20 protein-coding genes are annotated in these 24,966 nt (G+C 71.7%); 6 read left to right on the top strand and 14 right to left on the bottom strand.

Going from position 1 to position 24,966, the window contains the following annotated elements; translation table 11 throughout:
- The coding region (locus AN215_RS14410; RefSeq protein WP_245694444.1) for an NACHT domain-containing protein at positions 1 to 2,537 on the top strand (2,537 nt) is incomplete at its 5' end.
- A 28-nt stretch (positions 2,538 to 2,565) separates the two neighbouring features.
- Here the strand turns inward: AN215_RS14410 and AN215_RS14405 are convergent.
- Positions 2,566 to 3,222 carry a carboxymuconolactone decarboxylase family protein gene (locus AN215_RS14405; RefSeq protein WP_216093804.1) on the bottom strand — a complete coding sequence of 219 codons (657 nt, stop codon included), beginning with the start codon at positions 3,220 to 3,222 and terminating at the stop codon, positions 2,566 to 2,568.
- A gap of 88 nt (positions 3,223 to 3,310) precedes the next feature.
- On the opposite strand from AN215_RS14405, the gene AN215_RS14400 reads away from it, so the two are divergent.
- The gene (locus tag AN215_RS14400; RefSeq protein ID WP_070009464.1) at positions 3,311 to 3,709 is read left to right on the top strand and encodes a winged helix-turn-helix transcriptional regulator; all 399 of its coding nucleotides are present in this window, start codon (positions 3,311 to 3,313) and stop codon (positions 3,707 to 3,709) included.
- A 310-nt stretch (positions 3,710 to 4,019) separates the two neighbouring features.
- Positions 4,020 to 6,782: an NACHT N-terminal Helical domain 1-containing protein gene (locus AN215_RS14395; protein ID WP_245694442.1), complete on the top strand. Its 2,763-nt coding sequence runs from the start codon at positions 4,020 to 4,022 to the stop codon at positions 6,780 to 6,782.
- 70 nt (positions 6,783 to 6,852) lie between these two features.
- On the opposite strand, the gene AN215_RS14390 is transcribed toward AN215_RS14395, so the two are convergent.
- Positions 6,853 to 9,381 (bottom strand): ATP-dependent Clp protease ATP-binding subunit, encoded by a 2,529-nt coding sequence (locus AN215_RS14390; RefSeq protein ID WP_070009463.1) that lies wholly within the window; start codon positions 9,379 to 9,381, stop codon positions 6,853 to 6,855.
- A gap of 581 nt (positions 9,382 to 9,962) precedes the next feature.
- Between AN215_RS14390 and AN215_RS14385 the strand changes: the two genes are divergently transcribed.
- Positions 9,963 to 10,391, top strand: a complete 429-nt coding sequence (locus AN215_RS14385; RefSeq protein ID WP_070009462.1) for a hypothetical protein — start codon at positions 9,963 to 9,965, stop codon at positions 10,389 to 10,391.
- Here the strand turns inward: AN215_RS14385 and AN215_RS14380 are convergent.
- The 9 genes from AN215_RS14380 to AN215_RS14345 form a co-directional block, all read right to left on the bottom strand.
- A complete protein-coding gene (locus AN215_RS14380) occupies positions 10,370 to 10,702 on the bottom strand; it encodes a histone-like nucleoid-structuring protein Lsr2 (RefSeq protein ID WP_070009461.1) in 333 nt (110 codons plus the stop codon). The genes AN215_RS14385 and AN215_RS14380 overlap by 22 nt on opposite strands.
- Before the next feature lie 190 nt (positions 10,703 to 10,892).
- Positions 10,893 to 11,420, bottom strand: coding sequence for an amino-acid N-acetyltransferase (locus AN215_RS14375; RefSeq protein WP_070009460.1), 528 nt, complete (start codon positions 11,418 to 11,420; stop codon positions 10,893 to 10,895).
- A gap of 255 nt (positions 11,421 to 11,675) precedes the next feature.
- On the bottom strand, positions 11,676 to 12,083 hold the full coding sequence (locus AN215_RS14370) for a BlaI/MecI/CopY family transcriptional regulator (RefSeq protein ID WP_070009459.1): 408 nt from the start codon (positions 12,081 to 12,083) through the stop codon (positions 11,676 to 11,678).
- A gap of 51 nt (positions 12,084 to 12,134) precedes the next feature.
- The gene (locus AN215_RS29860; protein ID WP_171904188.1) at positions 12,135 to 12,305 is read right to left on the bottom strand and encodes a hypothetical protein; all 171 of its coding nucleotides are present in this window, start codon (positions 12,303 to 12,305) and stop codon (positions 12,135 to 12,137) included.
- Between the two features lie 170 nt (positions 12,306 to 12,475).
- Positions 12,476 to 13,273: a type III pantothenate kinase gene (locus tag AN215_RS14365; RefSeq protein ID WP_070009458.1), complete on the bottom strand. Its 798-nt coding sequence runs from the start codon at positions 13,271 to 13,273 to the stop codon at positions 12,476 to 12,478.
- Complete coding sequence (gene nadC, locus AN215_RS14360) at positions 13,273 to 14,475, bottom strand: carboxylating nicotinate-nucleotide diphosphorylase (RefSeq protein WP_079122976.1); 1,203 nt, start codon at positions 14,473 to 14,475, stop codon at positions 13,273 to 13,275. Before nadC ends, AN215_RS14365 begins: the two co-directional genes overlap by 1 nt.
- Positions 14,472 to 16,529: an L-aspartate oxidase gene (locus AN215_RS14355; RefSeq protein WP_079122975.1), complete on the bottom strand. Its 2,058-nt coding sequence runs from the start codon at positions 16,527 to 16,529 to the stop codon at positions 14,472 to 14,474. Before AN215_RS14355 ends, nadC begins: the two co-directional genes overlap by 4 nt.
- Positions 16,526 to 17,602 carry a pantoate--beta-alanine ligase gene (gene panC, locus AN215_RS14350; RefSeq protein WP_079122974.1) on the bottom strand — a complete coding sequence of 359 codons (1,077 nt, stop codon included), beginning with the start codon at positions 17,600 to 17,602 and terminating at the stop codon, positions 16,526 to 16,528. The genes AN215_RS14355 and panC overlap by 4 nt, the downstream gene beginning before the upstream one ends.
- On the bottom strand, positions 17,599 to 18,456 hold the full coding sequence (locus AN215_RS14345) for a Rossmann-like and DUF2520 domain-containing protein (RefSeq protein WP_245694480.1): 858 nt from the start codon (positions 18,454 to 18,456) through the stop codon (positions 17,599 to 17,601). Before AN215_RS14345 ends, panC begins: the two co-directional genes overlap by 4 nt.
- A 265-nt stretch (positions 18,457 to 18,721) precedes the next feature.
- Here AN215_RS14345 and AN215_RS14340 point away from each other — a divergent pair, with 265 nt between their 5' ends.
- Complete coding sequence (locus tag AN215_RS14340) at positions 18,722 to 19,942, top strand: threonine aldolase family protein (RefSeq protein ID WP_070009456.1); 1,221 nt, start codon at positions 18,722 to 18,724, stop codon at positions 19,940 to 19,942.
- A 22-nt stretch (positions 19,943 to 19,964) separates the two neighbouring features.
- Here the strand turns inward: AN215_RS14340 and AN215_RS14335 are convergent, their stop codons facing one another.
- Complete coding sequence (locus AN215_RS14335; RefSeq protein ID WP_070009455.1) at positions 19,965 to 20,654, bottom strand: response regulator; 690 nt, start codon at positions 20,652 to 20,654, stop codon at positions 19,965 to 19,967.
- 41 nt (positions 20,655 to 20,695) lie between these two features.
- Positions 20,696 to 21,964: a sensor histidine kinase gene (locus AN215_RS14330; protein WP_070009454.1), complete on the bottom strand. Its 1,269-nt coding sequence runs from the start codon at positions 21,962 to 21,964 to the stop codon at positions 20,696 to 20,698.
- Positions 21,965 to 22,084: 120 nt separating this feature from the next.
- Here AN215_RS14330 and AN215_RS14325 point away from each other — a divergent pair, with 120 nt between their 5' ends.
- Entirely contained in the window at positions 22,085 to 23,368 is a 1,284-nt protein-coding gene (locus AN215_RS14325; RefSeq protein ID WP_070009453.1) for an SAM-dependent methyltransferase, read from the top strand.
- Here the strand turns inward: AN215_RS14325 and AN215_RS14320 are convergent.
- Complete coding sequence (locus AN215_RS14320; RefSeq protein ID WP_079122972.1) at positions 23,332 to 24,960, bottom strand: PH domain-containing protein; 1,629 nt, start codon at positions 24,958 to 24,960, stop codon at positions 23,332 to 23,334. The genes AN215_RS14325 and AN215_RS14320 overlap by 37 nt on opposite strands.
- Positions 24,961 to 24,966: the final 6 nt, after the last annotated feature.

Genomic DNA, 24,966 nt, shown 5'->3' with positions numbered 1-24,966 from the left:
GCAAGCTGGCCGGGGAGTTGACCGAGCGTGCCGCTCAGGCGTACGGGCAGCGGGAGGGACCGGGCACCGGGACCAGGCGTGAGCTTGCCGACGCGCTGGCGACCGCGCTGCACAGCCTCGGCGATCTGGACATGGACGACGTGCAGGCCGTACGCCTCGGACCGGAGGGACTGGCGCGGCGGCTGGACGGGCCGCGGACCCTCTCGGCCGACGCGGAGGCGTACTTCCGTCCCCTGCTCAACACGGCCTGTCTGCACATCCTCGACTTCTTCAGCCGCCGCTCGACGTTCATCCCGCGCACCCTGACCGAGCAGACGCAGCAGCTCGACCGGCTCATCAGCGCCGCCGACCTCCTGCTCGAACGCGTTCCCGCGCGCTCGGCGGAGGACGCCCGCTTCGAGCAGCGGTACGCGGAGCACATCGCACGCAGGCACGGCGAACTGACCATCTACGGCCTCGAATCGGTCCAGGCAGGCCATGCCGGTCGTGCGGGCCTCGCCCGCGAGTGGCGCCTCGACGCCGCGTACATCCCACTGGAAGCCACGCAGGACACGCCGGACGGGCAGCGGGGGCAGGACGGCCAGGACCGGCAGGACCGGCAGGAAGGCCCGTACGGCCAGGGCACGCAGGGAAGCGAAGGCCCGGGAGAACAGCTCCCTGCGGCGGCGCCGGTGACGGCCGACCGCGTCCTGGCCGCTCACCCCCGGGTGCTGCTGCGCGGGGGCGCCGGTTCCGGCAAGACCACGCTGATGCAGTGGCTGGCGGTGACCGCCGCCCGTCAGACCTACGACGAGCAGATGACGCACCTGCTGGGCCGCGTCCCCTTCGTATTGCCACTGCGAAGGATCGCCGCCGGCGGACTGCCGGCCCCCGACCGGTTCCTGCACGCCGTACGCAGCAACCTCGCGGGGGAGCAACCGGACGGCTGGGCCTCGCGGGTGCTGGCGGCGGGCCGTGCGCTGCTCCTGATCGACGGGATCGACGAGATCCCGGCCGGGCGGCGGGCGGAGACGCGACGGTGGCTGCGGGAGCTGGCGGGCGACTACCCGGGAAATCTCTGGCTGGTGACGTCACGTCCGTCGGCCGTGCCGGAGAACTGGCTGGCCGGGGAGGGCTTCACCGAGCTGTCCCTCTCACCGATGTCGCGCTACGACGTGGCCGCGTTCATCAACCGCTGGCACAGCGCCGCCGAGGCCGAACCGGAGCTGGCGGCGGGCCTTGTCACAGCGGTACGCACCAACCCCGACCTGGGGCGTCTCGCCGTCAACCCGCTGATGTGCGGCCTGCTGTGTGCTCTCAACCGCGAGCGGCGCGGGACGCTCCCGTACGGCCGCCGGGATCTCTACGACGCGGCGCTCTCCATGCTGTTGGAGGGCCGCGACCGTGCGCGTTCCGTCCCCGTACCCGCCGGGCTGCGCCTGACGAGGGAAACGCAGATCCAGCTGCTGCAGCGGCTGGCGCACTGGATGATCCGCAACGGCCGCTCGGAGATGGAGGAGGAGGACGCCGTCGCGCAGCTCGCCCGTTCGCTTCCGCGGACGGCGGCCGTCGAGGCCACGCCGCGGGAGGTCTACAGACACCTTCTCGACCGCTCGGGTGTGCTGCGCGAACCGGCGGAGGGCCGGGTCGACTTCGTCCACCGCACCTTCCAGGACGCACTGGGCGCAAAGGCCGCCGTCGAGGAGGGCGACTTCCCGCTGCTGCTGGACAACGCGCACAAGGACCAGTGGGAAGACGTGATCCGGATGGCCGTCGCGTACGCCCGGCCCATGGACCGCGCGCGGCTGCTGCGCGGGCTCGTCGCCCAGGTGCCGCACCGGACGGGGGCAGCGGGCGAGGCCGACGGCGAACAGCCCGGCGGCGTACGGAACTTGCTGCTCGCCGCGGCCTGCCTGGAGCACGCGACCGACCTGCCTCCGCAGGTGCGCGAGGAGGTCACGGCGAGGACGTCGCCGCTCTTCCCGCCCCGCAGCATGGTGGCGGCGCGTCATGTGGCCGACATCGGAGGCCCGATGCTGCTGGGGCTGCTGCCCGGGCCGGAGGGGCTCACGGACGCCGAGGCCACGTGCGCGGTGGTGGCCGCGTCCCGTACGGGCACCGACGCCGCGCTTCCGGTGCTCGCGCGCTTCCGCGGCCACTCCTCGCTCGGTCTGCGGCGGCAGCTGGTGTGGGCGTGGCACCGCTTCGACACCGACGAGTACGCGCGCGAGATCATCGCCCATCTCGACGAGACGGACCTGTACTTCACCGCGCACCACACGGATCATCTGCGTGCGCTGCGTGCCATGGGCGGCCGGGCACGCGTCCAGATCGTCGGCAGCTACCACCCGGACCAGCTCATCGAGCACCTCGACCCCGCCAGGCTGACGCATCTGTGGCTGCGGGACGGCTACGCGCGTCGCGACGGGGAGGAGTGGCTGTCGGCCTTTCCCCGTCTGCACACGCTCGTCGTCCCGGAGACCACGCCCCGGTACACGGCAACTCTCCCTTCCCGCCTGACAGTTGTGCGGGAAAGCGACCTCTCGGTCGCCGGCTGACGCGCCGCGGGGAGGGCGGGGGGCGAGCTCAGCGGGACGCGGCGGTGGGAAAGCGTACGGCCCACGGTTCCAGGGGCAGGGCCGCCGAGGTGATGAGGGTGGAGAGCGTGCGGTACCAGCCGGCCAGAAGCAGCAGCTCCACCAGGCGGGCGTCGTCGTAGATCTCTCGCAGCCGGTTCCAGGTGCCGCCGCTGACCGTGGCCTCGTCGAAGAGTTCGTCGACCGCGGTGACCAGCAGTCCGGTCCGTTCGTCGAAGGCGGAGGAGGCGGCCTCCTCCGTGACGAGTGCGTCGAGGGTGTCCTGGCCGAGGCCGACCGCCGGACCGAAGAACACCGCGTGCACGCCCCACTCGTACTCGGCGCCGGCGCGGGCGGTGATCCGGCTGATCACGACTTCCCGGTCGCGGTCAGGCAGCAGGCCCTTGTTGAGCAGGCCGGAAGCCATCGGGTGGATGCGTTCGGCCAGGTCCCGGTGGACGGCGAGCAGCCGGAAGAGCATCAGCGGTTCGAGGCTCGTGCCGGGCGGCATCAGCTTTGCCAGCAGCCGTTCCGTGGGCTCGTCGTACGGGGGTCCGGGCAGCGTCATCCTCGGTACGGCGCCGGACGGGGCCGGTGTCCTGCGCACCGGCCCCGGGCCGTCCTCGGGGGCGGACGCGCTCCCTGCGGTGTTCTCGTGGGCGTCCATCACACGGCTCCTTCGCTACGTTTTCTGTAGCACACACTCTGCACGCTACTATTTCTGTAGCGCAAGAAGTGCGGGAGGGACGCGGACCATGAGTGACGACGCGGAGCGGGACGCGGAGGAGCCTCTGCCGGGCAGGCGGGTACGCGGCTCGCGGACCGGGCGCCCGATCATGGCGGCGTTCGATCTCCTGGGCAGGCGCTGGACACTGCGGATCCTGTGGGAGCTGCGGCACGGCGCCGTGGGCTTCCGGGCCCTCCAGCAGCAGTGCGACGACATCTCGCCCACTGTGCTCAACAGGCGCCTCCGCGAGATGCGGACCGCCGGGCTTCTGGAACAGGACGAGGCCAGGGCCCACGGGCTCACGCCGCTCGCCCATGACCTCATCGGGGCGCTCACACCTCTCCAGACGTGGGCGGAGCGCTGGGCGGAAGCCCGGTCGGCGGACCAGGCCGAAGACCGACCCGAAGGGCGGCGGGGAGCGGACTGAACCGCCGTCGGGAATCTCCTGGGCGGGCTCAACCTCGCCCCGGCGCAAGGGAGTTCGGCCGCCCAGGCCGTCCGTGGGGCCATGGCCGGCCCGTCGGTGTAACGGTGCTGCCACGCCCGCGCCCCTGAGGCCCGTTCCCCGTGGCCGAGCGGCGTCCCTCCCCAATAGGCTGAGCAGCAGCGTGATCTGACGCACACTCCGCCTTCGCCGACGCCGATACGCCGCCTCAGCACGTCGGCCGCCGACCACCACCACCCACCGCCCACCACCCACCACCGACGAAGCAGCCAAGCCGGGAGTCCTCCAGCTCATGGAACAACCCGCCGTACGCCTCGCCTCCTACGCCGTCGAACCGCTCATCGGTCCTCTCCTCGTTCCGGCTTCCGTCGCCGCCGCCGTTCCGGTCTCCGGCACCGGGCGGCTCCTGGCCCGTCTGGTCTCCTTCCGGGGAGAGGAGCCCACGCTCGGCTGGGACGAAGTGTCCGCGTCGGCGGACGAGTTGGTCCGTCTGGGGCTGGGGACGGCCGGGCAGCGGCTGCCGGAGGGCGAGGAGGCCGGGGTGGCTGCTGTCCTCGCTCGTTCGCTGTGGGTCGTGGGCGACCTGGACACCACCGACACCGAGGCCGTACAGCTGGGGCCGCCCGCCTTCGCGGTGCGGTTGCGCGCCGCCGTACCGGGTGCCGACCGTGAACTGTCCTCCGAAGCCGCATGGTTCTACGACGAGTTACTGGCGGCCGTCTGTCTCCACTTCCTCCGCCTGCTGATCCAGCGCTCCCCCGGGCTCGCCGGACGGCTTCCCGAACGGTGTCACCACATCCGCGATCTCGTGGAGCTCGACGACACGGAGGCACTGGCCGCCCGTGTGTCCCGGTCCGCCCCTGAGGACGCCGAGTTCGAGGAGCGGTATCTGCGGTCCGTCGCCGAGCAGTACAACCGCGTCACCATCTACGGCATCGATCTGCCCAACCCCGACGCTCCCGACCACTGGTCGCTGGACGCGACCTACCTCAACCTCTCCGCGGAGTTCAGCTCCGGCGGTGAAGCGGACGACGCCGCCGCGGACGGAGAGGACGCCGAGGCCGGCGGCGAGAGCGGAGGCGGCCACGTGGAGGAGGGCGCGGGAGGGGACGGAGAAGCAGAAGGAGGGGCGGAGGCAGGGCCGGGAGGAAACGGTGACGGGACCGGAGCCGGCCCCGGAGACGGCCCCGCCGGTTCCGGCAGCGCCACCCCGGTCATGACCGCTGACCGGGCACTGGCGCGGCACAAGCGAGTGCTGTTGCGTGGAGTGGCCGGCTCCGGCAAGACCACTCTCGTACAGTGGCTGGCCGTCTCCACGGCCCGGTCCGCGCTCCCGGAGGAACTGCAGACGCTCCATGGCCGCATTCCCTTCGTGCTGCCCGTACGCCACTTCGCCGACGAGGGCTTCCCGTCGCCGGAGGAGTTCCTGGCGGCCGTGAACCATCCGCTCGCCGCGGAGGCACCCGAGGGCTGGGTCACGCGCGTACTCGCCGCGGAGCGCGGGCTGCTTCTCGTCGACGGCATCGACGAGGCGCCCGAGCCCCAACGCGAGGCCGTTCACGTCGAGTTGCGCCCGCTGCTGCGCAGGTACTCGGGCAACCTCTGCCTCGTCACCTCCCGTCCGCCGGCGGTGGACGCCGACTGGCTGGCCGAGGACGGCTTCACAGAAGTCACCCTCGCCCCCATGAACCGCGACCAGGTCTCCGCCTTCGTCACGGCATGGCACACCGCTGCCCGCACGGACGAGGGCAAGGACCACGCGAGGCTGAACGAATACAAGGACATGCTGCTGCGGTCCATCCCGCTCTTCCGTGAGCTGCGCGTACTCGCGACCAACCCGCTGATGTGCGGCCTGATCTGCGCCCTGAACCGGGACAGGTCAGGGTCACTGCCCAAGGGCCGCAGGGAGCTGTACGACGCCGCGATGAAGATGCTGCTGGAGCGGCGTGATCACGAACGGCAGGTGCACGCGGACACGATCGACCTGCCGAGGGCACCCCGCGAGACCCTGCTGCGGAAACTCGCCTACCGCATGCTGACCGACAAGCGCACCGTGCTCGATCACGCGAGTGCGCTCGGCGAGATCGAACACCACCTCCCGGCCATCCCCAAGGTCGCTAGGCAGGGCGCTCCCGGAGAGATCTTCGACCATCTGCTGGAGCGCACCGGGCTGCTGCGTGAACAGGCCGACAGGTCGGTGGAGTTCGTGCACCGCACGGTCCAGGACCATCTCGCCGCGAAGGAAGCCGTCGAGCGTGGCAACCTCGATCTGCTGCTGGAGCACGCGCACGAACCGGAGTGGGAGGAAGTGTTCCGCATGGCGGTCGCGCACGCCCGCCCGGGCGAGTGCGCGACGCTGCTCCAAGGGCTGCTCGCCCCCGGCGCGCTGGGCATGAAGCGCAAGCGGCGACGGCTGCTGGCGGCGGCCTGCCTGGAGTACGTCACGGAGCTGGACCCGGAGACCCACGCGCGCGTACGCCGCGAGACGCAGAACATGGTCTCTCCGACGGACGACCGCGGAGCCCGCGGGCTGGGCTGGGTGGGCCCGATCGTGCTGGAGATGATCCCCGACCCGGCGAAGGTCCCGGACGACAAGGCGTACCGTCTGGCCCTCACCGTGACACGCATCGAGGACGATGCGGCGGTCGACTACCTGGCCCGGATGCGGAACCGCAAGTCGCTGAAGGTGCGGACCGAACTCGCCCGCGGATGGCGCAACTTCGAGACCGAACGGTACGCCGCCGAGGTCATCGCTCATCTCGACCCCGAGGGGCTCTTCTTCCCGGTCGCCGACCGGGCCGAGTTGAACGTCCTCGGGAAGCTGGGCGGCAGGGAGCGGGTGAAGATCGTCGGCCGGTTCACACCGGGCGAGCTCGTGGACGGGCTGGTGTCCGACCGGCTCACGCATCTGTGGATCGCCTACGACCTGGGCGCCGGCATGAAGATGGGATGGCTGAGCTCGTTCCCGTCGCTGACGACGCTCCGCGTCGACCCGCGTCTGCCTCCCGTCACGGGCGTGCCCGACGGCGTACGCGTCCTCGAACACCCCGCGTGAACAGCGAGAAGTCCCCCGCCCTGAGGTGACGGGGGACTTCTCGCTGTCGGTCAGCCCTGGGGCCGGCGGCTCACGCCTCCTTGGAGAGGTTGGGGCCGCCGCCCGCGGCGGACTCCACCGGAGGTGCGTCCGGCAGTGCGGCCTTCTCCTCACCGCGGAAGGTGAACTTCTTGTCCTCGTCGGTCTCCCCCTCGGTGTCCACGACCACGATGTGGCCCGGACGCAGATCGCCGAAGAGGATCTTCTCGGACAGCTGGTCCTCGATCTCGCGCTGGATCGTCCGGCGCAGCGGCCGGGCGCCCATCACCGGGTCGTAACCCCGCTTCGCGAGCAGCTCCTTGGCGTCGGTGCTCAGCTCCAGGCCCATGTCGCGGTCCTTGAGCCGCTCGTCCACCATCGTGAGCATCAGGTCGACGATGCGGATGATGTCGTCGCGGGTGAGCTGGTGGAAGACCACCGTGTCGTCGACACGGTTGAGGAACTCCGGGCGGAAGTGCTGCTTCAGCTCGTCGTTGACCTTGGCCTTCATCCGGTCGTACCCGGCGCTGACGTCACCCTGGCCGGCGAAGCCCAGGTTGAAGCCCTTGGAGATGTCCCTGGTGCCGAGGTTGGTCGTCATGATGATGACCGTGTTCTTGAAGTCCACGACCCGGCCCTGGGAGTCGGTCAGACGGCCGTCCTCCAGGATCTGCAGCAGGGAGTTGAAGATGTCCGCGTGCGCCTTCTCCACCTCGTCGAAGAGGACCACGGAGAACGGCTTGCGGCGGACCTTCTCGGTCAGCTGACCGCCCTCTTCGTACCCCACGTATCCGGGAGGCGAGCCGAACAGCCGGGAGACGGTGTGCTTCTCGCTGAACTCCGACATGTCGAGGGAGATCAGCGCCTCCTCGTCACCGAAGAGGAACTCGGCGAGCGTCTTGGACAGCTCCGTCTTACCGACGCCGGACGGGCCCGCGAAGATGAACGAACCGCCGGGACGCTTCGGGTCCTTCAGCCCGGCACGCGTACGCCGGATCGCCTGGGAGAGCGCCTTGATGGCGTCCTCCTGCCCGATGACGCGCTTGTGCAGCTCGTCCTCCATGCGCAGCAGACGCGAGGACTCCTCCTCGGTGAGCTTGAAGACGGGGATGCCCGTGGCCGTGGCCAGGACCTCCGCGATCAGCTCCTCGTCCACCTCGGCGACGACGTCCATGTCGCCGGCCTTCCACTCCTTCTCCCGCTTGGCCTTCTGCGCCAGCAGCTGCTTCTCCGTGTCACGGAGAGAGGCCGCCTTCTCGAAGTCCTGCGAGTCGATCGCGGACTCCTTGTCACGGCGGACGTTCGCGATCTTCTCGTCGAACTCGCGCAGGTCCGGCGGCGCGGTCATGCGGCGGATACGCATCCGGGAGCCGGCCTCGTCGATCAGGTCGATCGCCTTGTCCGGCAGGAAGCGGTCGGAGATGTAGCGGTCGGCGAGCGTGGCCGCGCCGACCAGGGCGGCGTCGGTGATGGAGACGCGGTGGTGCGCCTCGTACCGGTCGCGCAGGCCCTTGAGGATCTCGATCGTGTGCGGCAGCGACGGCTCGGCGACCTGGATGGGCTGGAAACGGCGCTCCAGGGCCGCGTCCTTCTCCAGGTGCTTGCGGTACTCGTCGAGCGTCGTGGCACCGATGGTCTGCAGCTCGCCGCGGGCCAGCATCGGCTTGAGGATGCTCGCCGCGTCGATCGCGCCCTCGGCGGCGCCCGCACCGACCAGCGTGTGCAGCTCGTCGATGAACAGGATGATGTCGCCGCGGGTGCGGATCTCCTTGAGCACCTTCTTCAGGCGCTCCTCGAAGTCACCGCGGTAGCGGGAGCCGGCGACCAGGGCGCCCAGGTCCAGGGTGTAGAGGTGCTTGTCCTTGAGGGTCTCGGGCACCTCGCCCTTGACGATCGCCTGGGCCAGGCCCTCGACGACGGCCGTCTTGCCGACGCCGGGCTCGCCGATGAGCACCGGGTTGTTCTTCGTGCGGCGCGAGAGCACCTGCATGACCCGCTCGATCTCCTTCTCGCGCCCGATGACCGGGTCGAGCTTGGATTCGCGGGCGGCCTGCGTGAGGTTGCGGCCGAACTGGTCCAGGACGAGGGAGGTCGAGGGCGTGCCCTCGGCGGGGCCGCCTGCGGTGGCCGCCTCCTTGCCGCCGGAGTAACCGGAGAGCAGCTGGATGACCTGCTGCCGCACCCGGTTCAGATCGGCGCCCAGCTTCACGAGGACCTGGGCGGCGACGCCCTCGCCCTCGCGGATCAGGCCGAGCAGGATGTGCTCCGTACCGATGTAATTGTGGCCGAGCTGAAGGGCCTCGCGGAGCGACAGCTCCAGGACCTTCTTCGCACGGGGCGTGAAGGGGATGTGGCCCGAGGGCGCCTGCTGGCCCTGGCCGATGATCTCCTCCACCTGCTGACGGACCGCCTCGAGCGAAATCCCGAGGCTCTCCAGTGCCTTAGCGGCGACACCCTCACCCTCGTGGATCAGGCCCAGGAGGATGTGCTCGGTGCCGATGTAGTTGTGGTTGAGCATCCGGGCTTCTTCCTGAGCCAGGACGACAACCCGCCGCGCGCGGTCGGTGAACCTCTCGAACATCGTTAATCGCTCCTCAGAGCGGTCAGGCAGGAAGGGGACGCTCCCCTCTCTGTCCTTCCGCAGCTTAGTCCCGCGAGCGGGGACCGCTCATTCCATCTGCCGACTCCGGCCCGGCTGCGCCGACGGCCGGCCACGCTCCCGAGGGAAGCACAGTCGGGCCTCCTTCCCCGAACAGCCGACAACAGTTCCAACCCGATGGTGCGAGACGATGTTCCCGCAGGCCAGGCGTATCCACCCTGATTCACTACGCCCACGGCGAACGGCCCTTGGCCGAAACGCTCACGGTTCGCCGGCATCGTCCTTCACACCCCCGTGTAACCAGGTCTTTGTGCTGCTGACCGGCCTGAAGCAGGCCGGTACCGACCTCAGAACCTTCTTACCCGCTCGTACTGACACTCCATGCCGGGCTTGTCGGAGTCGGCTCAACGCATCCGCTGTGGGCGAACAGCCTTGCACCCGGCGGCTCTGCGATCGTCACGCAGTGCGCACGGCCGGACACTCAGCGGAGTGCACAAGTGTAGTCGGGAATCAACACCACGTAACCAGAAGGGGGTTCGTCAGTTGCTCCAGGAGTGAACGCCGTGAACTTCGCGACTTCCCGGCCGCGGACGCCGCCGGCGGCACCGGAGTGCGCGCGGGGGTACGACGCGCTGGTGCTGACCGCGGAGGCCGGGCTGGCGCTGCTGCGGCGCCCCGGCGTGCGTACGGGGCCGGTCGCCTACGACCACGAGAGCGGATGCGTCCAGCTGCTCGTGCCGGAAGGCAGCGCGGAGGAATTACCGGGACTGCTGGAGTGGCTCGAATGGGGCGGCATCGAGCTGGGCCTGGCGGGCCGCGCCCCCTACGACCCCCGGGAGGCCGCCGTTTGGCTGCGGCCTCCCGAGCCGGGGCTTGAGGCGGATCGCGTAGATCTCGTACGGCTGGTCAGCGCGGCGGCGACGGAATGCCACCGGGCGCGGCTGCGAAGCACCGCACATAAGTCCCGGGATCAGCCGTTGGCCTTCTCGTAAGCCTCTCGGATATTGGCCGGAACGCGGCCGCGGTCGTTGACCTCGTAACCCTGATCCTTGGCCCACGCGCGGATCTTCGCGGTGTCCTGACTGCTGCCGCCGCCGGAGGCGCGGCCCTTTCCGCGCGCCGAACGGCCACCGGTGCGGCGGCCACCCTTCACATAGGGCTCGAGCACCGTACGGAGCTTGTCCGCATTAGAGGTGGAGAGGTCGATCTCGTAGGACTTACCGTCCAGAGCGAACGTCACGGTCTCGTCGGCCTCGCCGCCCTCGAGGTCGTCGACCAGAAGAACCTGAACCTTCTGCGCCACCGCATACTCCCATTCGTCATCGATAACTCGATTACTGATACTGACGAAGAAAGCAAACCGCTTTTCGGGGAGAAACACAAACCCTCGGTTGAGTTTGTCCGGTCCACCGGCGGGATTGGCGGGATCTTTCGGACAAAGCGACTCCCTCATCCCTCGGTCGAGTGGCGCGGCGCGGTCACGGTGCCGTCACTCAGAGATGCAGAAGCATGCGGCTGTTGCCCAAGGTGTTCGGCTTCACTCGTTCGAGACCGAGGAACTCCGCGACTCCCTCGTCAAAGGAACGCAGCAGTTCGCTGTAGACATCGCCGTCGACCGGCGTCTCGCCGATCTCGGTGAAGCCGTGCCTGACGAAGAAGTCGACTTCGAAGGTGAGACAGAAAATGCGCCGCACACCCAGCCAGCGTGCGGTGTTCAGCAGCTTCTCCAGCAGGAGATGGCCCACGCCCGTGCCCTTGAGCGCGGGGTCGACCGCGAGCGTCCTGACCTCGGCGAGGTCCTCCCACATCACATGCAGGGCACCGCAGGCGACCACCTCGGCGTCGTGATCGCGTTCCGCGACCCAGAACTCCTGAATGTCCTCGTAAAGGGTGACCGTGGCTTTGTCGAGCAGGATGCGGTCGCGCGAGTAGGCATCGATGAGGCGGCGCACGGCGCGCACATCTGCCGTCCGTGCACGGCGAACGGTGACTTCTGATACGGAAGGGGATGCTGACGCCATGAACGGACGCTATCGCCCTCGCCGAAGCCACTGCTCTCCGGGTCCATGACGTTCCGGCAGCGTTCCGGCCGGGCTTCCGCGGGTCTTCCGTGCGCCTTCTGCAGGGCGTTCACAGCGCCCTTCCGCCGAGCGTTCCGCTACGGGTTCCGCTGCGCGTTCCGTTCCGGGCACCTGTTCTGCGGCTTCGGGGGTTCCGCGAGTTCGGCGGGGATCTGCCGGCTCACGCCTTCGGTTTCCCTGCGTGGCGTTCGGCGGCTAGTGACTCTCGCGGGGCGCTCTCTCGGGAGCATCGACGTGCACATCGTTCAGCTGTACGACGCGCAACGCATCGCGGACGGCATCGAGCTGTTCCGGGGTCATCCGGCCGAAGAACTCCACGAGAGCCGCGGCCGCGTTGTCACTCGACGCCCAGGCTTCGTTCATCAGTGCGGCCGAGTACGCGGCACGCGTCGAGACCGGCTCATATCGATAGGCACGGCCTTCTTGGCCTCTCCGCAGCCAGCCCTTCTGATGGAGGTTGTCCATTACGGTCATGACCGTCGTGTACGCGATGGACCGGTCGTCCCGCAGATCCTCGAGGACTTCCCGCACCGTCACCGGACGGTTCCACCGCCATACACGCGTCATGACGGTGTCTTCCAACTCTCCCAATGGCCGAGGCACGCCGTGAATAATAGTCGGAGATGTCCCGAATACCGCAGGGGAGAGCTCGGATCAGCTGTCTTTCTTCTGGCGCACGCTCTCCGCGCGGGCGAAGGCGGCGTCCACGGCAGCGTCTTCCTTGGCCTTGTTCGCGCCACCCTGGCTCTTCACGATCGTCACGATGAGAGCGGTGAATGCGACCGCCATCACGACCGGCGGGGTCAGTGCCGCGATGTAGTCCATGGCTTTCGTGCCTCCCTCTGCAGCAGGCCTCCAGCCTACGGCAGGGCCTTGCGGCGCCTGCGAGCGGCCGTGGGGCAGCCTGGGGCCCGGCGGACGGGCAGCGCGCCCGTGCGGCCTGCGTACGGCTGGGTCACGTGCGCACGGCTGGCGTCACGTGCGTGGGGCCGGCGTCACGGACGGCTGACGTTGCGTTCGTAGACGAGACGGAGACCGATCAGTGTCAGCCACGGCTCGTGCTCGTCGATCGCCGAGGCCTCGCCGAGCACCATGGGCGCCAGACCGCCGGTGGCGATGACCGTCACGTCGTCCGGGTCGTCGGTGAGCTCGCGTGCGATGCGGTCGACGACGCCGTCCACCTGGCCGGCGAACCCGTAGAGGATGCCGGACTGCATGGCCTCGACGGTGTTCTTGCCGATGACGCTGCGCGGGCGGGCCAGCTCGATCTTGCGCAGCTGTGCGCCGCGTACGCCGAGTGCGTCGACGGAGATCTCGATGCCGGGGGCGATGACGCCGCCCACGTACTCCCCGCGCGCGGAGACCGCGTCGAAGGTGGTGGCGGTGCCGAAGTCGACGACGACGCAGGGGCCGCCGTACAGCTCGACCGCGGCGAGTGCGTTGATGATGCGGTCGGCGCCGACCTCCTTGGGGTTGTCCATGAGGATCGGCACGCCCGTCTTCACGCCCGGCTCGACGAGGACCGCGGGGATGTCGCCGTAGTAGCGGCGGGTCACCTCGCGCAGCTCGTGGAGCACGGAGGGGACGGTCGAGCAGATGGCGATGCCCTCGACGCGGTCGCCGAGCTCCTCGCCGAGCAGGGGGTGCATGCCCATCAGGCCCTGGAGGAGCACGGCCAGTTCGTCGGCCGTGCGGCGGGCGTCGGTGGAGATGCGCCAGTGCTCGATGATGTCTTCGCCGTCGAAGAGGCCGAGGACGGTGTGGGTGTTCCCGACGTCGATGGTCAGCAGCATCAGTCATCCGCCCCTTCGCGGTGCTCGCCGGAGCCGGCCGCGCCGGCTGTGCCGTCCCTGTCGTCGGTGCCGTCCGTGTCGTCGGTGTCCTCGGGGTCGTGGAGGTCCAGGCCGATGTCGAGGATCGGGGAGGAGTGGGTCAGGGCGCCGACGGCGAGGAAGTCGACGCCGGTCGCGGCGTAGTCCGCGGCGTTCTCCAGGGTCAGGCGCCCGGAGGACTCCAGCTGGGCGCGGCCCGCGACGAGGCCGACGGCGGCGGCCGTCTCGTCGGGCGTGAAGTTGTCGAGCAGGATCAGATCGGCCCCCTCGGCGAGCACCGGCTCGATCTGGTCGAGGCGGTCGACCTCGACCTCGACGGGTACGTCGGGGAACTCTGCCCGTACGAGTCTGAACGCCTCGGCCACGCCGCCCGCCGCGACGACGTGGTTGTCCTTGATGAGCGCGGCGTCGGAGAGGGAGAAGCGGTGGTTGCTTCCGCCGCCGCAGCGCACCGCGTACTTCTCCAGGGCGCGCAGGCCGGGCGTCGTCTTACGGGTGTCGCGCACCCGCGTCTCCGCGTGGGTGCCGGCGTTCGCGGCGGTGGCGGCGCGCGAGAGCTCGTCCGCCCAGCGGCGGGTGACGGTGGCGACGCCGGAGAGGCGGCACAGCAGGTTGAGGGCACTGCGTTCGGCGGTGAGCAGGTCCCGCGTGCGCGTGCGTACGGTCAGCAGCCGCTGGCCGGCTTCGACGCGGTCCCCGTCCTGTACGTGGCGCTCCACCTCGAACTCATCGGTGCAGACCACGGAGAGGACTGCCTCGGCGATGTGCAGCCCGGCGACGGTCCCCTCCTCCCGGGCGGTGAAGTCCCCGGAGGAGACCGCGTGTTCGGGAATGGTCGCGACGGTCGTGACGTCGACGCCGTGGTCGAGGTCCTCCTCGATCGCGAGGTGTGCGATGTCCTCGACCTGTACGGGGTCCAGTCCGGCCTCCGCCAGAAGCTGCGCGAGCTCCGGGTCGAGGCCGCAGTCCAGCGGGTCCAGGTCCCAGCCGGCGCCGGGTCCGCCCTCCCCGTCCGCTCCGGCGCTTCCGCAGCCGCACGAGTCGCCGCAGCCGCCGCCCGGCTGCGGCGTCAGGGCCGAGGCGGGCCCGCCGATCTGGAGCAGGGGCACGTCGACGGGCTGGGGGCGGCGCTCCTCCGGGGAGTCCGGAAAGGGGCTGGTCACGGCTTCTCCGTAGGGGTGTGTGGTGGCGGGCCGGCCTGAGGAGCCTCGGGGCGGGCCGGAGCGTCACGAAGCTCCGGGAGGACGTCCGGGAGCACGGTCGGCGGGAACGCTGTCGTCGGAGTCGTACGGACGTCGAGACTACGGCCCGCCCCGTGCAGGCCGACGACGAGGTGGCGACGCCAGGAGCCGTCGTCGCGTGCGGGGTGGTCCTCGCGCCAGTGGCAGCCGCGGGTCTCCTCGCGGCGCAGTGCGGCGGCGACGAGGACGCGGGCGACGAGATGCAGGTTGGCCGTCTCCCAGGTCTCCACACCGGGATCGGCGGGCTTGTGCGCCGTGTCCGCGGGAAGCGCGTCGAGCCGGGCGGCCGCCTCGGCGAGGCTCGCCGCGGAGCGGAGGACGCCCGCGCCGCCCGTCATGACCCGCTGGATGACGGCTCGTGCCTCAGCGGGAAGCAGGGGTGCGGCGCCGGGGTCGGGGACCGGTACGGGGACGGGTCCGGCGGCCGGTACGGGAGACGGGGACGTGACGGGGTCACCCCGGTCGCCGGGTGTTCCCCGTCCGCCGGGTGCTGCCCGTCCGCCAGGTGCTCCCGGTTCGGCGGGGTCACCGCTGCGGGGTCCGCGGCCGGCTGCCCGGGCTATCGCCTCCGCGATCCGTTCCGCGAAGACGAGGCCCTCCAGCAGGCTGTTGGACGCCAGCCGGTTCGCGCCGTGCACACCTGTGCAGGCGACTTCGCCGCACGCGTAGAGACCCGGCACCGTCGTACGGCCGTGCAGATCGGTGCGTACGCCGCCGCTGGCGTAGTGGGCGGCCGGTGCCACGGGAACGACCTCGGTGACGGGGTCGATGCCGTGGCTGCGGCAGGCCGCGAGGATCGTGGGGAAGCGGGACTCCCACATGGCGGCGCCGAAGTGCCGGGCGTCGAGGTACATGTGCTCCGTGCCCGGTTCCGCGCCCGCCTCGGCGGCCCGCCGCATGATCGCCTTGGCGACGATGTCGCGCGGGGCCAGCTCGGCCAGCTCGTGCGCACCGGCCATGAAGCGGACGCCGTCGGCGTCCACGAGATGGGCTCCCTCGCCGCGCACCGCCTCCGAGATCAGCGGCTGCTGGCCCTCCGCGCCGGCACCGAGATAGAGCGCCGTCGGATGGAACTGCACGAACTCCAGGTCGCTGACCTCGGCGCCGGCGCGCAGCGCGAGCGCGACGCCGTCGCCCGTGGAGACCGGTGGATTGGTGGTCGCGGAGAAGATCTGGCCCATGCCGCCGGTCGCGAGTACGACAGCGGGCGCGTGCACGGCCCCGACGCCGTCGTGCTGCCCCTCGCCCATGACGTGCAGCGTGACGCCCGCCGCCGCGCCGTCCGGTGTCTTGAGCAGGTCGAGGACGAGCGCGTTCTCGACGGTACGGAGGCCGCCTGCCGCGTGCCCGTCCGGTACGCCGCCCGCGTGCCCGTCCCGTACGGCGGCGAGCAGCGCGCGGGAGATCTCCGCTCCGGTGGCGTCGCCGCCCGCGTGCGCGATGCGGCGCCGGTGGTGGCCGCCCTCGCGGGTCAGCTCGATCTCGCCGGTGCCGGGATCGGCGTCGAACCGGGCTCCGGTCTCCACGAGACGCCGTACGGCGTCCGGGCCTTCGGTCACGAGCGTACGAACGGCCTCCTCGTCGCAGAGACCCGCGCCGGCGACGAGAGTGTCGTCGAGGTGCTGACCGGGGCTGTCGCCTTCGCCGAGCGCGGCGGCGATGCCGCCCTGGGCCCAGCGGGTGGAGCCGTCGTCGAGCCGCGCCTTGGTGACGACGACCGTACGGAGACCGGCGGCGTCGCAGCGGAGCGCGGCGGTCAGACCGGCGACGCCTGAACCGACGACCACGACGTCCGCGTCGATGCGCCAGCCGGGGGCGGGGGCGCGAAGCGGGGCGCTGCCGCCTGCGGACGCGCGCCGCTCCGCGGCCTGCGCGTGCTGCGTACCTGGTGTGTCCTGCGTGTCCGGCCTGGGCCGCGGGCCCGGCGTCGGCTGCGTGCTCGCGCCGGGCCGCGTGTCCTCCGTACGCCCCGTCATCGGTGCGCCCCGAGCGCGAGCGGGATGTTGTCGATGAGCCGGGTGCCGCCGACGCGGGCGGCGACGGCCAGCACCGCCTCGCCGGGCTGCTCGGCGGCTCCGGACTCCCCCGCGCGCCCGGTGAGTTCGGTGAAGTCGGCGGGGTCGATCAGGGCCAGGTAGTCCACGTTCAGGGGCGGTTCGTGCCGGGCGGCGGCGTCCAGGACCGTACGCGCCGCGGCCAGTGCGGCGTCCACGCCGTCCGGCAGGGCGTCCCTCGCGGCGAACAACGCCCGGGACAGGGCGAGGGCGCTCTCCCGCTCGCCGGGCGAGAGGTACCGGTTGCGGCTGGAGAGGGCCATGCCGTCGGACTCGCGGACCGTCGGCACGCCCACGATCTCCACGGGGAAGTTGAGATCCGTCACCATCCGCCGGATCAGGGCGAGTTGCTGGGCGTCCTTCTGCCCGTACAGCGAGACGTCCGGCGCCGTGAGATGCAGCAGCTTCGCGACCACGGTGAGCACGCCGTCGAAGTGCCCCGGCCTGTACGCCCCTTCGAAGCGCTCGCCCATCGGGCCGGCCGCGATGCGAACCTGCGGCCCGGCGGTGCCGGAGCCCGAGCCGGAGCCGGAGCCGGTACCTGCGCCGGAGCCTGCGCTCTCGGGGTAGACCTCCTCGACGGACGGCGCGAACACCACGTCCGCGCCTGCCTCTTCGGCCAGGGCCAGGTCGGCGTCGAGCGTGCGGGGATAGCGGTCCAGGTCCTCGGACGGGCCGAACTGGAGCGGGTTGACGAAGACAGTGACGACGACCTGCCCGGAGGGTCCGACACGCTCACGGGCGGTCCGGACGAGCGATGCGTGCCCGGCGTGCAGCGCGCCCATCGTCATGACGACGGCCCGTCGTGCGGGCGCGTCATTGCCGAACCCGGCCGCCGTGGCCCGCAGTTCGGCGGAGGTGCGGACAAGTCGTATGCCCTGTCGGCGAGTTCCGGTGCCGCCGTTGGCCGGTGCCTCCGCCGGGGCGGCGGCCCGCGCGCTGTCCGCCGTGCCCGGCGACGCGGCGGCCCGTGCGTTCCCTGCCGTGCCCTTCATCGGCTCCGGCCCCCTTCGGACAGGACGTCGAGGAGTTCCTCGGCGAGTTCGGGCTTGAGGAGACCGTGGTCGATTGCGCGGTCCGCGGTGGCGCGTGCCATCGCGAGATAGCTGGCGACCATCCGCGGCGCGTGCTCGGCGAGTTCGGCGAGGTGCACGGAGACGGTCCCCGCGTCCCCCCGCGCCACCGGACCGGTCAGAGCGGCGTCGCCGGAGCGCAGGCTGTTGTCGAGCGCGGCCCCGAGCAGCGGCCCGAGCATCTTCTCCGGTGCCTCGACACCGGATTCCCGCAGCAGGTCCATGGACTGCCCGACGAGGGTGACGAGGTGGTTCGCGCCGATCGCCAGCGCCGCGTGGTAGAGCGGACGCGCCTCTTCGGCGATCCACTCGGGTTCGCCGCCCATCTCGATGACGAGTGCCTGAGCTGCCAGCCTCAGCTCCTCCGGAGCGGTCACGCCGAACGAGCAGCCCGCCAGGCGCTGTACGTCCACGGGCGTCCCGGTGAACGTCATGACCGGATGCAGCGCGAGCGGCAACGCCCCCGCGCGCAGGGCCGGTTCGAGTACGCCCGTCCCGTACCGGCCGGAGGTGTGGGCGATGAGCTGCCCTTGACGTACGGCGCCGGTCGCGGCGAGCCCGGCGATCAGCTCCGGCAGCACGTCGTCCGGCACGGTGAGCAGCACCAGGTCGGCGCCGGCCAGAACCTGGGACGGGTCGACGAGCGGCACGCCGGGCAGCAGCTCCGCGGCGCGCCGCCGCGAGGCCTCCGAGACGCCTGACGCGGCGACCGGACGGTGCCCGGCCTGACGCAGCGCGGCGCCGAGCGCGGGGCCGACCCGGCCCGTGCCGACGATGCCGACGGAGAGGCGTGCGGGCCGGTCCGCCGCCCGTACGTGGCTGCCTCCGCCCGGGCCGGGGGCGTCCGGGGGCTGGGCTGGATGCTGATCGTTCACGGCTTTGCGGCCTTCCGTAATCCGTTCCGGTCCTCCCCGGGTACCGGACGTCCTGCGGCCATGCTATTCCTTCGCGGCGGGCGCCAGGGCAGACGGGGCGTACGCCCATTTCAGGGCCCGAGAGGCACTCTGGCGGTATGCGGCGCCGACGGCGAGGATGCCCGCCATGACCGAGTCGGAGCAGGAGGAACGGGCGCGGCTGCTGCGCGCCTGGAACGGTGCCGGGCGCAGGCTCGCACCCGTCCCCGGCCGCGAACCCATCGGGGAACGGCTGGCGCGGCTGGCCGGGGAGGGCACCGGGGCGTACGACCTCACCGACTGGACCGACCAGTACGGCAATGAGGACGGGATAGTCGGTGAACTGGAGCGCCGTACGGCCGCCGCCCTCGGCACGGAGGCCGCCGCCTTCTTCCCCACCGGGACGATGGCCCAGCAGGCCGCGCTGCGCTGCTGGGCGGGGCGTACGGGCAACGACATCGTGGCCCTCCATCCGATGGCGCATCCGGTGCGATGGGAACGAGACGCCCTGCGGCAGCTCGCCGGGCTGAGAGTCGTCCATCCCACGGAGGCGCCACGGCTGCCGACGGCCGCCGAAGTACGGGACGTGGCCGAGCCGTTCGGCAGCCTCGCGCTCGAACTTCCCCTGCGCGAGGCCGGGTTCGTGCTTCCGTCCTGGGAGGAGCTGACGGACACCGTCACCGCGGCACGAGACCGCGACGCGGTGGTGCACTTCGACGGTGCCCGGCTCTGGGAGTGCGCCACGCATTTCGGCCGCTCGCTCCCGGAGATCGCCTCACTCGCCGACACCGTCTACGTCAGCTTCTACAAGTCCCTCGGCGGCCTGTCCGGAGCGGCGCTGGCCGGACCGTCGGCGGTCGTGCAGGAGGCCGCGGCATGGCGTCACCGCTACGGCGGCGCCCTCTTCCAGCAGTGGCCCGCCGCGCTGGCCGCACTGGTGGGGCTGGACCGTGAACTGCCGCGCCTGCCCGAGTACGTGGCGCACGCCGCCCTCGTCGCTCAGGCGCTGCACGAGTCGCTGGCGGCCTCCGGCGTGCCGTGGTGGCTGGTGTGGCCGCGCGTGCCGCACACTCACCAGTTCCAGGTCTGGCTGCCGTACGGCGCACGGGAGTTGACGGACGCGGGCGCAAGGCAGGCGGAGGAGACCGGCACGCTGCTCTTCAGACGCTGGACCGAGCCGGCCGGTGCGCCGCCGGGCATGTCGATGCACGAGGTCACGGTTGCCGGGCCGGGGCTGTCGTGGTCCGCAGAGGACGTACGGGCGGCCGTCGGGGCGTTCCTGGGCTTCCTGGACGCCGCGCGGGGAACGGCGAGCGGTCAGGGAACGGAGACGGGGGCCGGACGGGACAGCGGGCCCGTAGCCGAGTGAACGCGGTGGGCGGGGCGGCCGGTTACCGGGATGAGCCGCCGCCCGCCCTGACCAGCCTCGTCTCGTATGCGAGTACGACGGCCTGCACACGGTCGCGCAGTTCGAGCTTGGCGAGGATGCGGCCCACATGGGTCTTCACCGTGGCCTCGGAGAGGACCAGTTCGGCGGCGATCTCACCGTTCGAGAGCCCTTGAGCGACGAACGTCAGCACCTCGCGCTCCCGGTCGGTCAGCCGCTGCAGCCCGTGCGAGAGGGGTTCCGGCGTGGTGGCCGGCAGCACCGTCGAGAACCGGTCGATGAGGCGCCGCGTGGTGCTCGGTGCGACGACCGCGTCCCCGCTGTGCACGGCACGGATGGCGGCCAGCAGATCCGCGGGCGGGACGTCCTTGAGCATGAAGCCGCTCGCACCGGCCTTGAGCGCGGAGAAGGCGTACTCGTCGAGGTCGAAGGTCGTGAGGATCAGCACCTTCGGCGATCCGGGGCCGCCCTCGCCGCCGGTGCAGATGCGCCGGGTGGCCTCGACCCCGTCGACGTTCGGCATCCGCACATCCATCAGCACGACGTCGACCGCCGTCGAACGCAGCGCCGCCAGCGCCTCGGCGCCGTCACCCGCCTCGGCGACGACTTCCATGTCCTGCTGGGCCGTCAGCACCATGCGGAAGCCGGTGCGCAGCAACACCTGATCGTCGACGAGCATCACGCGGATCGTCATCGGGGTCCCTTTCAGGGGCGGTGTGGTCGTGGCGGATTCGTTCAGTGCGCGGCCTTCAACGGCAGGACCGCGCTGATCCGGAAGCCGCCGCCGGGACGTGGCCCGGTCTCCAGGCGGCCGCCGACCATGCCGACGCGTTCCCGCATGCCGATGAGTCCGTGGCCGAGGCCGTCGGTGCCGCCGTCCTCATACAGTCCGCGCTCCGCGCCACGGCCGTCGTCCTCGGCGAGCAGCGACAGTTCGTCGGCGTCGTAGCGGAGCCGGACGGTCGCGCCGACCTCCGGGCCGCCGTGCTTGCGTGTGTTGGTCAGCGCCTCCTGCACCACGCGGTACGCCGTCAGCTCGACGCTGCTGGGCAGCGGGCGCGGAGTTCCCTCTATCGAGAAGCTGACCATGAGCCCCGCTCCTCTGACCTGCTCTATCAGCTCCGAGAGCTGCTCGACGCCCGGCTGCGGCAGATACTCGCCGACGGCGTCCCTGCCCTCGCGTCCGTTGCTGCCGGGTGCGCCGCCCGTGGCGCCGCCGCCCTCGCCCGTTCGCAGCACGCCGAGCAGGCGGCGCATCTCGGCGAGCGCCTGCCGGCCGGTCCCGGAAATGGTCGTCAGAGCCTGCCTGGCCTGGTCGGGCGCGGAGTCGAGCACGTAGGCGGCGCCGTCGGCCTGCACCACCATCACCGAGACGTTGTGTGCGACGACGTCGTGCAACTCCCGTGCTATCCGGGCCCGTTCGGCGGCGGCAGCGATCTTCGTCTGTGCCTCGCGCTCCTTCTCCAGCCGGGTGGCTCGCTCTTCGAGCTGCGCGTAGTAGGCGCGCCGGGTGCGCAGCGAGTCGCCGAGCACCCAGGCCAGGACGAACGTGACCGTCATGAAGACGTCGCTGAGGATCGCGCCAGTGAGCGACTGGCTGTCGTTCCGCCAGCGCAGCTCGGCGATGGTCGGGGCGACGAGGGCGCCGCACAGCGCGAAGCGCGAAGCCCAGCGGATGTTCCGGGAGGCCACGGTGAAGACGATCACCAGCATGGCGAAGTTGCTCGGGCCGACGTCGACGTGAGTGATCACCTGGGCCACGCCCGTGCCGGTCGCCAGGACCAGCATCTTCTCCGGCACTCGGCGGCGCAGTGCGACCACCGTGCACATCGCCAGGACGATGGGAACCGCGGCTATCTGCTCCTTGGGGCCCTGCGGCAGGCCTTCCCCGTCGCTCTCCACGCTCGAGACGAGCCACACGGCCGACATCATCAGCAGCAGGACAGCCCAGCAGCTGTCCACCCAGGTGGGGTGCCGGCGGATGAAATCGTAAATGCGGTTCACATAACCCAGCGTATTCAGGGCCCGTACGTCCCGGGGTCAGCCCGCGGGCCGATCCCTGAGCGCCCGCATACTCCCCAAGGTGGAGGAGGACCGTCCGGACAGCTCGCCTACCGTGGCCGCGTGAACAAAGAGGACTCCGGAACCGGGGAGCCGTGGCTGCCGTGGCGGGCCGCCGCCGAGCGAGCGCTGTACGGGACGGAGGGCTGGGATGAAGGCGGTGGCGGCCGGCAGACCCCCGGCGGCTCCGGCGGCGGTTCCGGCGGCGGTCCCGGCGGCTTCTTCCTGCGCGAGGCGCCCGCGGGCCACTTCCGTACGTCGGTGCACGCCTCACCGCTCTTCGCGGTCGCGGTCGCCCGCCTGCTGCGCCACGTCGACGACGCGCTCGGCCACCCCCGCGAACTCGCCATGCTGGACGTGGGTGCGGGCCGCGGTGAGCTGCTCACCGGCGTTCTGGAGGCGCTGCCCGCGGATGTCTCCGCGCGCGTGCGCCCGTACGCGGTGGAGCGCGCGCCCCGTCCCGACGGGCTGGACGAGCGCATCGTCTGGTCGCACCGGCTGCCCCCGCCCGGGGAGCGGACCGGGCTGCTCTTCGCGAACGAGTGGCTGGACAACGTGCCCCTCGACATCGCCGTGACCGGCCCGGACGGTGTGCCGCGGACCGTGCTCGTACGCCCCTCCGACGGCGCGGAACGGCTCGGCGACCCGGTGCGGGGTCCCGACGCCGAGTGGCTCGACCGCTGGTGGCCGCAGGCCGCGGCCGGTTCCGGGTCCGGCTCGGCGGACGGTCCGGTGCCCGGCACCGCCGAAGCCGGCGGCGACGACGGCGACGACGGCGGGGCCGCCGACGCGGGACCGGGCGGCCCGCGCGCCGAGATCGGGTCTCCGAGGGACGCGGCGTGGGCGGCGGCCGTACGCACCCTCAACCGCGGTCTGGCCGTCGCCGTCGACTACGCGCACTTCCGCGAGGCCCGCCCGCCCTTCGGCACGCTCACCGGCTACCTCGACGGCCGCGAGGTCCGGCCCGTACCGGACGGCAGCCGGGACCTGACCGCGCACGTCGCGATGGACGCGTGCGCTGCCGCGGGCGCGCGGGCCGCCGGGACGCGGCAGGGTGGGCACGTCGCGGGCGGTTCCGGCGGTTCAAGCGGTTCCGCGGGTTCCGCGGGTTCCGCGAGCGCAGCGGGCTCCGCGCCGCCGGCGGTGCGTTCCCAGCGCGACGCCCTCCACACCCTGGGGATCGACGGCTCCCGCCCGCCGCTCTCGCTGGCATCGAGCGATCCGGCCGCGTACGTACGGCAGCTGGCCTCCGCCGGCGAGGCCGCGGAGCTCACGGACAGGGCCGGTCTGGGTGCCTTCAGCTGGCTGGTTCAGCCCGTCGGCGGCGTCCCGTCGCCCTTCGGCTGATCCTTCGGCCGACCGGCCGCCGGGCCGGGTGCGCCCTCGCAACCCGCGGCGGACTCGGAGGCAGGGGCCTGTGCGTCTCCGCCGCCACCCGTCATCCAGCGCTCCGGGCCTGCCTCCCGGCGGCCCGTGCGGGAGCGCTCCGCCTGCGCGTGCACCAGGGCCCGCGCCTCCTCGACGTCCCGCAGCCGGGCGGCGGTCCAGCCGTTCGCACCGTGGTCGACGGCCACGTCCGCGAGGCGCATCCTGCGCTCCCAGGGCCCCTGCTCGAAGCGCACGCTCTGCACCTTCGCATGCGGGACGAGCGTGACGCGGCGGCTGATCAGCCCGCTGCGGGTGACGAAGACCGAGTCGGTCGCCCCGTGCCCGTAACCCCGCCACAGCAGCGGCGCGCACCAGCGTGCCCGGCGCGGCACCGGGACCGCGGCACCGGCCGCGCCCGCGAGATCGACGCCGGGCAGCACACGCGCCAGGACGACGGCCGCCTCCCCGCGCGGTGCGACCGGGATCAGCACCCCGCCCTTGTCCTTTCCCGCACCGGCGATCTGCAGTTCGACGCGCACCCAGCCGCGGCTCCGCCACAGCAGCGGCTCGGTGATCCGTACGGACTGCACCCGTCCCGGCGGAACGGTGGCGTGCTCCCGGTCCAGCAGGCCGTGGTCGAGGCGGAGACCGTCCGGCGACTCGGCCACCGTCCAGTCGTACTCCTTGAGGAAGCGCCCGCCGGTTGCCGCCCAGACGCCGCCCAGGGCTGGGACGAGAGCCGCGAGGGCCCCCAGGACGCTGCCGCTGGCCAGGTAGACGACGGTGGGCACGAGGAGCGTGGCGAGGAGCGCGCCCCAGCCCGTGCCCATGAGCAGCAGGCCCGTGACGAGCGTGCGCGTGCCGACGCGCAGCACCTCGCGGGAGGGGGCCTCACCCGCCTCAGGGGCGGCTTCGGGAGCGATGCCGGCGGCGCGCGCGAGGAGTTCGGCGCGCAGGGCGACGGCCTCGCGCTCGCCGAGGAAGGCCAGTTCGTCCTTGGCCTCGGTGCCCACGACGTCCAGCTTGAGCTTGGCGACTCCGGCCACACGGGCGAGCAGCGGCCTGCCCACGTCCACGGCCTGCACGCGGTCCAGCCGGATGTGGGCGGTGCGGCGGAAGACCAGGCCCGTACGGATGCGCAGCTCGGTGTCGGTGACCAGGTAGCTGGTGAACCACCAGGAGAAGAACCCGTAGGCCGCCGCGACCGGCAGCAGCACGGCGAAGGCGGCGATCAGCCAGCCCGTCGTGAGATGTGTGAACCACTCGCGGGTGCGCTCGAAGTCGTGCGCGGAGAAGGCGACCAGGCCGGCCACCGGCGCCCACGCACGTCGCCACGGGGTGACCGGGTGCAGCCGCTTGCCTTCCGGACGGCCGGACGGCGCCGTCCCGGTGCCGGGGCTCGTGCCGGAGTCGGGGCTCGTGCCGGAGTCGGGGCTCGTGCCGGTGCCAGGGCTCCCACCGGGGTCGGTGACGGTGCTCCCGGTGGTGCCGGTGCTGGAGGCCCCCGCTCCCGCGGTGCCTTCCCGCGCGGCCCCACCGTGGTCCGCGGTCTCTCCCTGCGCCTCGCTCACAGCTCC

The organism is Streptomyces abyssalis, assembly GCF_001751365.1.
Classification (GTDB): Bacteria; Actinomycetota; Actinomycetes; order Streptomycetales; family Streptomycetaceae; genus Streptomyces; species Streptomyces abyssalis.
This window is presented reverse-complemented; position numbering and strand designations above follow the sequence as displayed.

Coding starts and splice junctions, on each gene's coding strand:
- AN215_RS14340 (WP_070009456.1), top strand. CDS start 18,722: ATGACCGAGTCGGAGCAGGAGGAACGGGCGCGGCTGCTGCGCGCCTGG.
- AN215_RS14390 (WP_070009463.1), bottom strand. CDS start 9,381: ATGTTCGAGAGGTTCACCGACCGCGCGCGGCGGGTTGTCGTCCTGGCT.
- AN215_RS14375 (WP_070009460.1), bottom strand. CDS start 11,420: ATGGCGTCAGCATCCCCTTCCGTATCAGAAGTCACCGTTCGCCGTGCA.
- AN215_RS14400 (WP_070009464.1), top strand. CDS start 3,311: ATGAGTGACGACGCGGAGCGGGACGCGGAGGAGCCTCTGCCGGGCAGG.
- panC (WP_079122974.1), bottom strand. CDS start 17,602: ATGAAGGGCACGGCAGGGAACGCACGGGCCGCCGCGTCGCCGGGCACG.
- AN215_RS29860 (WP_171904188.1), bottom strand. CDS start 12,305: ATGGACTACATCGCGGCACTGACCCCGCCGGTCGTGATGGCGGTCGCA.
- AN215_RS14335 (WP_070009455.1), bottom strand. CDS start 20,654: ATGACGATCCGCGTGATGCTCGTCGACGATCAGGTGTTGCTGCGCACC.
- AN215_RS14405 (WP_216093804.1), bottom strand. CDS start 3,222: ATGGACGCCCACGAGAACACCGCAGGGAGCGCGTCCGCCCCCGAGGAC.
- AN215_RS14395 (WP_245694442.1), top strand. CDS start 4,020: ATGGAACAACCCGCCGTACGCCTCGCCTCCTACGCCGTCGAACCGCTC.
- AN215_RS14355 (WP_079122975.1), bottom strand. CDS start 16,529: ATGACGGGGCGTACGGAGGACACGCGGCCCGGCGCGAGCACGCAGCCG.
- AN215_RS14365 (WP_070009458.1), bottom strand. CDS start 13,273: ATGCTGCTGACCATCGACGTCGGGAACACCCACACCGTCCTCGGCCTC.